8 protein-coding genes are annotated in these 8,564 nt (G+C 38.2%); all 8 read left to right on the forward strand.

Translation table 11 applies throughout. The features are described from left to right. Window positions 1-287: 287 nt before the first annotated feature. The 8 genes from EUBHAL_RS06840 (at window position 288) to aroD (ending at window position 8,562) form a co-directional block, all read left to right on the forward strand. The gene (locus EUBHAL_RS06840) at window positions 288-914 is read left to right on the forward strand and encodes a GntR family transcriptional regulator (protein WP_005347017.1); all 627 of its coding nucleotides are present in this window, start codon (window positions 288-290) and stop codon (window positions 912-914) included. Further along, window positions 911-1,555: a GntR family transcriptional regulator gene (locus EUBHAL_RS06845; RefSeq protein WP_005347019.1), complete on the forward strand. Its 645-nt coding sequence runs from the start codon at window positions 911-913 to the stop codon at window positions 1,553-1,555. Before EUBHAL_RS06840 ends, EUBHAL_RS06845 begins: the two co-directional genes overlap by 4 nt. 572 nt (window positions 1,556-2,127) lie before the next feature. Next, window positions 2,128-3,396: an SLC13 family permease gene (locus EUBHAL_RS06855; protein ID WP_005347022.1), complete on the forward strand. Its 1,269-nt coding sequence runs from the start codon at window positions 2,128-2,130 to the stop codon at window positions 3,394-3,396. A gap of 143 nt (window positions 3,397-3,539) precedes the next feature. Continuing rightward, window positions 3,540-4,439: a L(+)-tartrate dehydratase subunit alpha gene (gene ttdA, locus EUBHAL_RS06860; RefSeq protein WP_005347024.1), complete on the forward strand. Its 900-nt coding sequence runs from the start codon at window positions 3,540-3,542 to the stop codon at window positions 4,437-4,439. Then, window positions 4,439-5,065 (forward strand): L(+)-tartrate dehydratase subunit beta, encoded by a 627-nt coding sequence (gene ttdB / locus EUBHAL_RS06865; protein ID WP_005347026.1) that lies wholly within the window; start codon window positions 4,439-4,441, stop codon window positions 5,063-5,065. The genes ttdA and ttdB overlap by 1 nt, the downstream gene beginning before the upstream one ends. Before the next feature lie 890 nt (window positions 5,066-5,955). Then, the gene (locus EUBHAL_RS06870) at window positions 5,956-6,744 is read left to right on the forward strand and encodes a shikimate kinase (protein ID WP_005347028.1); all 789 of its coding nucleotides are present in this window, start codon (window positions 5,956-5,958) and stop codon (window positions 6,742-6,744) included. 43 nt (window positions 6,745-6,787) lie between these two features. Further along, entirely contained in the window at window positions 6,788-7,648 is an 861-nt protein-coding gene (locus tag EUBHAL_RS06875; RefSeq protein WP_005347030.1) for a shikimate dehydrogenase family protein, read from the forward strand. A 152-nt stretch (window positions 7,649-7,800) separates the two neighbouring features. Further along, window positions 7,801-8,562 carry a type I 3-dehydroquinate dehydratase gene (aroD, locus tag EUBHAL_RS06880; RefSeq protein ID WP_005347031.1) on the forward strand — a complete coding sequence of 254 codons (762 nt, stop codon included), beginning with the start codon at window positions 7,801-7,803 and terminating at the stop codon, window positions 8,560-8,562. The last annotated feature ends 2 nt before the right edge of the window (window positions 8,563-8,564 follow it).

Genomic DNA, 8,564 nt, shown 5'->3' on the forward strand with positions numbered 1-8,564 from the left:
TATATTTGTGACTTTAGTCGCAGCGGTTTAAATGCTCGCTTTATACGCTCGCATCTAAACCTTGCTCCGAGGCCACAAATATAGGATATCGGTTTTCTTCGCGGGCTGTCTTTGTCTGTAGTTCGCTTAATGAATTAAAAAGTAAAAAAGTTCTTTACTTTTTTTGTGATTTTGGATACATTATTAATAGGAGTACTATCTTAACCTATCTATCTTAAGTTAAGTATCGTAGCATTATGAGATAGAAATATTGTTAAGTAAGCAAAAATTGGAGGAGGAACATTTGAATGAGGGCATTATCAGAAAAACGCCTTAGCGACTACATGGCACAACAGATTGCCGATGAGATTCTTTCTGGTCGGATTGTCGGAGGGACGCAGTTAAAACAGGAAGAATTAGCAGAAGTATTTGGTGCTTCGAGAATTCCAATCAGAGAGGCATTTCAGGTATTAGAGGGACAGGGATTGATTGTCCGTCTGGCAACGAGAAGAATTTACGCAGTAGAATTATCGGAAGAACAGATTCAGATTATTTATGAAATGATCGGAGATATCCTCAAAAAAGCAGTAGAGAATTTAAAAAATGAGGATAAGGGAAAAGAAGTGATAACTATTCTTTCCTCTGATTTATCCACATCGAAACGTTTCGATGAAATATTATTAGACTGTACGGACAATGCATATCTCTCAAAACTGCTTTATACTGCTTCGGATTGTTATATTCGTTTTGCTGTATCCTGTGGGTTGAATGAGCAGGAGAACAAATGCAGAGAAGAGATGAAACAGATTATTTTAGAAGAAAATGGTGTGAATCTCGACAGTATTTCAGGAAGAAAGAAAATATTCAAAAAAATAGATGTGTGGATGAAGGTACTTTCAGATATTGTAAATATAGAGAGGGGTAAAAATAAATGATGGGATTAAGACCAATTAAGATGCCGTCAGCGAAAGAACGAGTGGCGGCAGAACTTAGAAAAGCGATTTTATCAAGACAAATGAAAGAAGGAGAAGTGCTTTCTCTTGAAAGTGTGGCATCACAGCTTAATGTGTCTGCAATGCCAGTAAGAGAAGCATTTCAGATTCTTGCCCGCGATGGATTGATTCAGCTTCGGAAAAATAAAGCAGCAGTTGTTCTTGGTGTGACAGAAACTTATATTAAAGAACATTATCAGCTTCGTGCAATCTTAGAGGGAGCGGCAGCCCGTCTTTGTGCCGCACCAGAAGCAGACATTTCAGAGCTGGAAGAAATATACGAAGATTCCTGTAAAGTATTAGAGAACAAAGACTTTTCACACTACACAGATATTAATAGAGAATTCCATAATGAAATCTGGACAGCTGCAGGAAATGGAAAAATGAAAAATATGATCTCAGAACTTTGGAATGGACTTTCTATGGGTAATATGGTTTCTGAAGAAGACTATGCCAAAGTTTCTGTAAAAGAACATGGAGAAATTTTAGAAGCAATCAAAGCACATGATGGAGATGCGGCAGAAGCAGCCATGAAGGAACATATAATGCGAAGCAGAGATGATATGCTGACTTATTATAATTAGGGGTGCCGCAGACAGGAGACGCCCGCTGAAAGATAAATAGACCATATTTGTGGCTTTAGTCGCGGCAGGTTGAATGTTCGCGTGGAAGCGCTCGCATCCAACCTTTGCTCCGAGGCCACAAATATGGTCTATTTATCTTTCAGCGGGCTGTCTTTGGAGGGTCGAGGTGTTAATTATAATATTGAGGTAATTTGTGTATGAGAGTCGTAGACTCCGACTTTCTTCCCCAAATCTTCCCCAGATTCTTTATTTTGGTTCGTCTGTCCCCACTACCCCACAAATCAATCCTAGTGCATTCTGCACAAAAAAATAGTCACAACTTTATTGTATTTGCCGAAATGATGCAAATGGAGCAAAAAATAGTTGACTTTTTCTCAATAAAGGTATATCTTAGAATCAAGATTTGGATACAAAATCAAATATCAAAAATCATAAATCAGAAACGCAAAAGCAAAACATTAAGTAAAGAAATTGGGATTTTCATTTACTGGGTATGGGAGGCTGGAAAGGGTAAGAGGATTTATGATAAAAGCAAAACGTAAGACGAATCTAACAAATGAGGAGGTAGAGAGATGAGTCAGATAACAATCACGTTACTTTTCTTGCTGTTCGCGATTGTCATGTTTATGTGGGAGAAGATTCCACTGGGACTGACATCCATGATTGTATGTGTCGGACTGGTAGTTACCGGTGTACTTGAATGGCAGACAGCGTTCGCAGGATTTATCGACAGCAACGTTATCTTGTTTGTAGCAATGTTTATCGTAGGAGGGGCATTGTTTGAAACAGGAATGGCCAACAAGATTGGCGGAATTGTTACTCATTTTGCAAAAACAGAAAGACAGCTTATCGTAGCGATTATGGTTATCGTAGGTGTGATGAGTGGATTCCTTTCAAACACAGGAACCGCAGCAATCCTGATTCCGGTAGTTATTGGAATTGCAGCGAAGTCAGGGTATTCCCGTTCCAGATTGTTAATGCCTTTGGTTTTTGCAGCAGCGATGGGAGGTAACCTCACATTGATTGGTGCTCCTGGAAACATGATTGCACAGTCAGGTATGGAAGGAATTGGTCTTAAGTTTGGATTCTTTGATTATGCCAAAGTTGGTGTTCCGATTTTAATTGTAGGAATTATTTACTTTGCATTTATCGGATACAAGTTTCTTCCGAATAAAGAAGGAAGCGACGAAGGAATCTTTGATGAGTCAAAGGATTTTAGCCATGTACCAAAATGGAAACAGTACCTTTCCTTAGTAATTCTGCTACTTACCTTAGTAGGAATGATATTTGAGGAACAGCTTGGTATCAAGCTTTGTGTCATCGGATGTATGGGAGCGTTAGCTTTAATGATTACAGGGGTAATCAGTGAGAAAGATGCACTGGCATCTATTGATTTAAAAACGATTTTCCTTTTTGGAGGAACGCTTTCTTTAGCAGCTGCATTAGAGCAAACAGGAGCAGGAGAACTTATTGCAGAAAAGGTAATCGGAATGCTTGGCGATAACCCATCTCCATATGTACTTACATTTGTAATCTTTATGCTCTGCTGTGTAATGACGAACTTCATGTCCAACACAGCGACAACAGCCCTGATGGTTCCAATTGGAATTTCCATTGCACAGGGAATGGGTGCAGATCCAAGTGCCGTATTGATGGCATGTGTCATTGGTGGTTCCTGCGCATATGCAACACCAATCGGAATGCCGGCTAACACAATGGTTGTAACAGCAGGTGGCTATACATTTAAAGATTATGCCAAAGCTGGTGTGCCAATGATTTTAGTGGCAACGGTAGTAAGTATGATACTTCTTCCGATTTTCTATCCATTTTTCCCAGGATAGAGAGCCGGTTAAGCAGGCCGGGTTGCTCCGGCCGAATAAATTAAAGCAGAACTTATTAATGAAAATGTATACGGTTAATCTTTCATTCATTCACATATTTAAATCCCGTTGACCGTCGGGTAAATTAATAGGAGGATTTCTAAATGTCTAAAGAAGAACAGGTAACACAACTTACGGAACATATGGCTAAGTTTATTGCTCATGTTGCAAAGAAACTTCCAGATGATGTTATTGCAAAACTGGAGGAGCTTCGTGATAAAGAAGACAGCCCTCTTTCCAAAACAATCTATGATACTATGTTTAAAAATCAGGAACTGGCGGTAAAGCTGAATCGTCCAAGTTGTCAGGATACCGGAGTATTACAGTTCTGGGTAAAATGTGGTACAAAGTTCCCATTAATCGGAGAGCTTGAAGCACTCTTAAAAGATGCTGTTGTAAAAGCAACATTTGAAGCACCACTTCGTCATAACAGTGTAGAAACATTTGATGAGTACAATACAGGTAAGAATGTTGGAAAAGGAACACCAACTGTATTCTGGGACATCGTTCCTGATTCAGACGAATGTGAAATTTACACATACATGGCTGGTGGCGGATGCACCCTTCCAGGAAAAGCAATGGTTCTTATGCCAGGTGAAGGATACGAAGGAGTAACAAAGTTCGTTATGGATGTTATGACAACATACGGATTAAATGCCTGTCCTCCATTATTAGTAGGTGTAGGTGTAGCAACTTCTGTAGAAACAGCAGCCCTTCTTTCTAAAAAGGCTTTAATGCGTCCAATCGGTTCTCACAATGATAATGAGAGAGCAGCTAAGATGGAAGCATTATTAGAAGACGGAATTAATGCTATCGGATTAGGACCTCAGGGTATGGGTGGAAAATACTCCGTAATGGGAGTAAATATCGAAAATACAGCCCGTCATCCATCCGCAATCGGTGTAGCCGTAAATGTAGGATGCTGGAGTCACAGAAGAGGACACATTGTATTTGACAAGGATTTAAATTATAAAATTACAACACATACGGGGGTAGAGTTATAATGGTAGAAGTAAAAGATGGAAAAAAGATTTTAACAACACCAATTTCAGCAGAAGATTTAAAAGGCATTAAAATCGGAGATATCATTTATTTAAATGGAAGCATGACAACCTGTCGTGATGTAGCTCACCGTCGTTTAGTAGAAGAAGGAAGAGAACTTCCTGTAGATGTAAGAAATAATGCTATTTTCCATGCAGGACCAATTATCCGTCCTTTAGAAAATGATAAGTTTGAGATGGTATCCGTAGGACCAACAACCAGTATGCGTATGGAAAAATTTGAATATGAATTCGTAAAAGAAACTGGTGTACGTGTGATCATCGGAAAAGGTGGTATGAAAGAAAATACAGAACGTGCCTGCAAAGACTTTGGAGCAATCCACTGTGTATTCCCAGCAGGAAACGCTGTAGTAGCCGCAACAGAAGTAGAAGAAATCGTAAGAGCAGAATGGCGTGATCTTGGAATGCCAGAAACCTTATGGAACTGCCGCGTAAAAGAATTTGGTCCTTTAATCGTATCCATCGATCCAGAAGGAAACAACTTCTTTGAGCAGCAGAAAGTAGAATATAACAAACGTAAAGATGAACAGATTAAGAAAATCTCCGCACAGGTAGGATTCATTAAATAAATTCAATAAACTATCAACAAACCAGAATATATTTGAAAAATTATTACTGTGATATGAACACCTCGATTTATAATATATTTACAGAAAACATTTTTCAAATACATTTTAATGAATTATAGGATACTGTGCAAAGAATCCGAAATCTGGAAATTTGAATATATGTCGGCCGGCAGGCATAAACCTGCCGGCATATAAAGATGATACAAGATAATCAAGATTTACAATCAAATAACAAAAAAATAACTAATTCCAAATAACGTAAAAACCACAAGTAAAATTCCCCTAAGTTAGAAATTAAGTATTATAAAAAACATCTGCCGATAGTTTTACTAGAACTATCGGCAGATGTTTTTTTAAATAAAATTAATATTGTATTAAGAATTTTTAGTTGATTTCTCATCCATTCTAGAGCGTGTTTGAAAAATCATTCCTACAATCTGCACGCTCTAGCATATAATAAAACCAGCTAAGAAATGTGGTGAATTTCAGGCATGAGCAAAATGAAAACCCCGGAAGTGTGTGTGACTTCCGGGGTTTTCTATTCCGTTTATGTAAGGTGGTTTACGCCTTTAGGCTGTTACTGTCTGTCGTTTCTATCATCCAAATATATCAAAATAATTACCTATAGAAAAAATCTAAAATTTAATAGAATTTTCCTATAGATTTATTTTGTTACATTTACTTGTTGTAGCTTTTTTCCTGTGGTATAATTACTTAGCTGTTTAATGTGTGAAAGTTACTATATTCGAAGTCAGTTTTTATAGGCTCAGGAACATTTCAGTGATTATTCAGAGATATTTAATTTAGTAATATTTCCGTTTAGTTGATTTTGAATATGGATACATTTAATAGCTGGAAATTTTTATTAGACCAAAGAGGGGAGCAGCAACATGACTCGTTTAGAAAAGTTAAGAAAGAGACTGGGTCAGTGTGACGAGATACTTTTAGATGCCATACTGATGAGACATCATATTATTAAAGATATTATGGCTTACAAAGAAGAGAATGGCCTTAACATTCTTGACCCGGAACAGGAAGAAAGACAGAAAGAATGGCTCGACGGTCGTTTAGAGGACGAGAGCAATGCAAGTGAAGTATGGGATATTTTCCATGCGATCGGTAAAGCAAGTAAGCAGATGCAGGCAAGAAAGCTTTTCGATTACAATATCGTACTTATCGGATTTATGGGTGCTGGAAAGACAAGTATTTCCGAATATTTAAAAACATTGTTTGCAATGGACGTTATTGAGATGGATCAGATTATCGCAGAGAGAGAAGGAATGAGTATTCCAGATATCTTTGAGGTTCATGGTGAGCAGTACTTCCGTGATTTAGAGACCAATCTTCTTATTGAGATGCAGTCAAGAAAGAATGTTGTAATCTCCTGTGGTGGAGGAACTCCACTGCGTGAATGTAACGTTGTAGAGATGAAGAAGAACGGACGAGTTGTATTACTTACCGCTTCACCGGAAACTATTTTCGACAGAGTAAAGGATAGTCATGACCGTCCAGTCATCGAGAACAACAAAAATGTTCCGTTCATCGCTGATTTAATGGAAAAGAGACGTGCAAAATATGAGGCAGCGGCCGATATCATTATCAATACAGATGGCAAGAGCCTTATCGAAGTATGTGAAGAACTCGTCCAGCAGTTATTAGCTATGGATGAGAATAAATAATTATATATTAAGATTTTAAAGAAAAAGAAAGAGGGTATGTATCATGGCAAAAGTTGACATTAATACAAAGATGATTACTTTACTTGGTGACCCATTAAAGCAGTCATTTGCAGCACAGATGCAGAATTGTGGTTATGAAGCCGCAGGATTAAATATGATTTATTTCTACACAGAGGTAAATAATGAACATCTTGCAGACGTAGTTAACGGTATCCGTTACATGAACTTTGCAGGTTTTGCAGTAACAAAGCCAAACAAAGTAAAAGTTCTTGAGTACCTTGATGAGCTGGACCCATTATGCGAGAAGATGGGAGCAAGTAACACAGTTGTTAAAACTCCGGAAGGTAAATTAGTTGGATATAACACAGACGGAATTGGTTTCATCAGATCTATGGAAAGAGATGGAAATGTTAAGATTGATGAGAATATTTACTTCTGTATCGGTAGTGGTGGAGCAGGTCGTGCTATGTGTTCTGCACTTGCTTACTACGGAGCAAAGAAGATCTACATCACAGACGTATTTGAAGAATCCAGTAAATCTTTAGTGGAAGATATCAATAAGAACTTTGCACCAGTTGCAGAATTCTGCCCAGCAGGTGACTTTTCTAAAGTAAAAGAAGCTACAGTTGTATTAAATGCCAGTGGAATCGGAATGGGCAGCCATATCGGAGAAAACCCACTTCCAAAAGAATTCATCAGCAAAGATCAGTTCTATTTTGATGCTTGCTACAACCCAGCAAAAACTCAGTTCTTATTAGACGCTGAAGAAGCTGGAGCAACTATCTTAAACGGTCTTGGAATGTCTCTCTACCAGGGAGCTGCCCAGATTGAATATTGGACAGGTCAGGAACCTCCAATCGAAGCAATGCGTCAGAAATTATTAGATATCATCTCTGAGAAATAATAGAATAAAAAAGTAGTATACTGTCAATTACCTGCGGCTGCTGCATCAATCAATAGACTTTAATTTATCGTTTGTTGTATGAAAGTCGTGGGTTTTTGACTATAAGAATGTAAAAATATAAATAAACTTATTATTAGAGAAAGGATTTTATTATGAACCCAGTAGTAGTAAGAAATGTAGCAATCGGAGAAGGAATCCCTAAAATATGTGTACCTATCGTTGGAAAAACAAGAGAAGAAATCTTAGAAGCTGCAAAGAATATCCTTCCAATCGGAGCAGACGTTGTAGAGTGGCGTGTAGACTGGTACGAAGACATCTTCGATTTTGAAAAAGTAGAAGAAACAGCGAAACAGTTAAGAGAAGTACTTGGTGAAATGCCAATCCTTTTTACATTCCGTACTTCTAAAGAAGGTGGAGAAAAGGCAATTGAAACTCCAGTTTATGTAGAATTAAACCAGAAAATCAGCGCAACAGGCTATGTTGACCTCGTAGATATGGAAGCATTTACAGGCGATGATGCAGTAAAAGCTGTAATAGAAGAAGCACACAAACATGGTGTAAAAGTAGTAGCATCCAACCATGACTTCGACAAGACACCAGCAAAATCTGATATCATCTACAGACTCCGCAAAATGCAGGAACTTGGAGCAGATATCCCTAAAATCGCTGTAATGCCACAGAACAAAAAGGACGTACTCACTCTTCTTGCAGCAACAGAAGAGATGGTAAATAACTACGCTGACCGTCCAATTATTACAATGTCTATGGCAGCAACAGGTGTAATCAGCCGTGTATGCGGTGAAGTATTTGGTTCTGCTCTCACATTCGGTGCAGTAGGAAAAGCTTCCGCACCAGGACAGATGGGAGCAGGGGAATTAAAAGAAATGCTCACAACATTACATGCTTCTCTGTAAAT

Origin of the sequence: Anaerobutyricum hallii DSM 3353 (assembly GCF_000173975.1) — a bacterium.
Taxonomy (GTDB): Bacteria; Bacillota; Clostridia; order Lachnospirales; family Lachnospiraceae; genus Anaerobutyricum; species Anaerobutyricum hallii.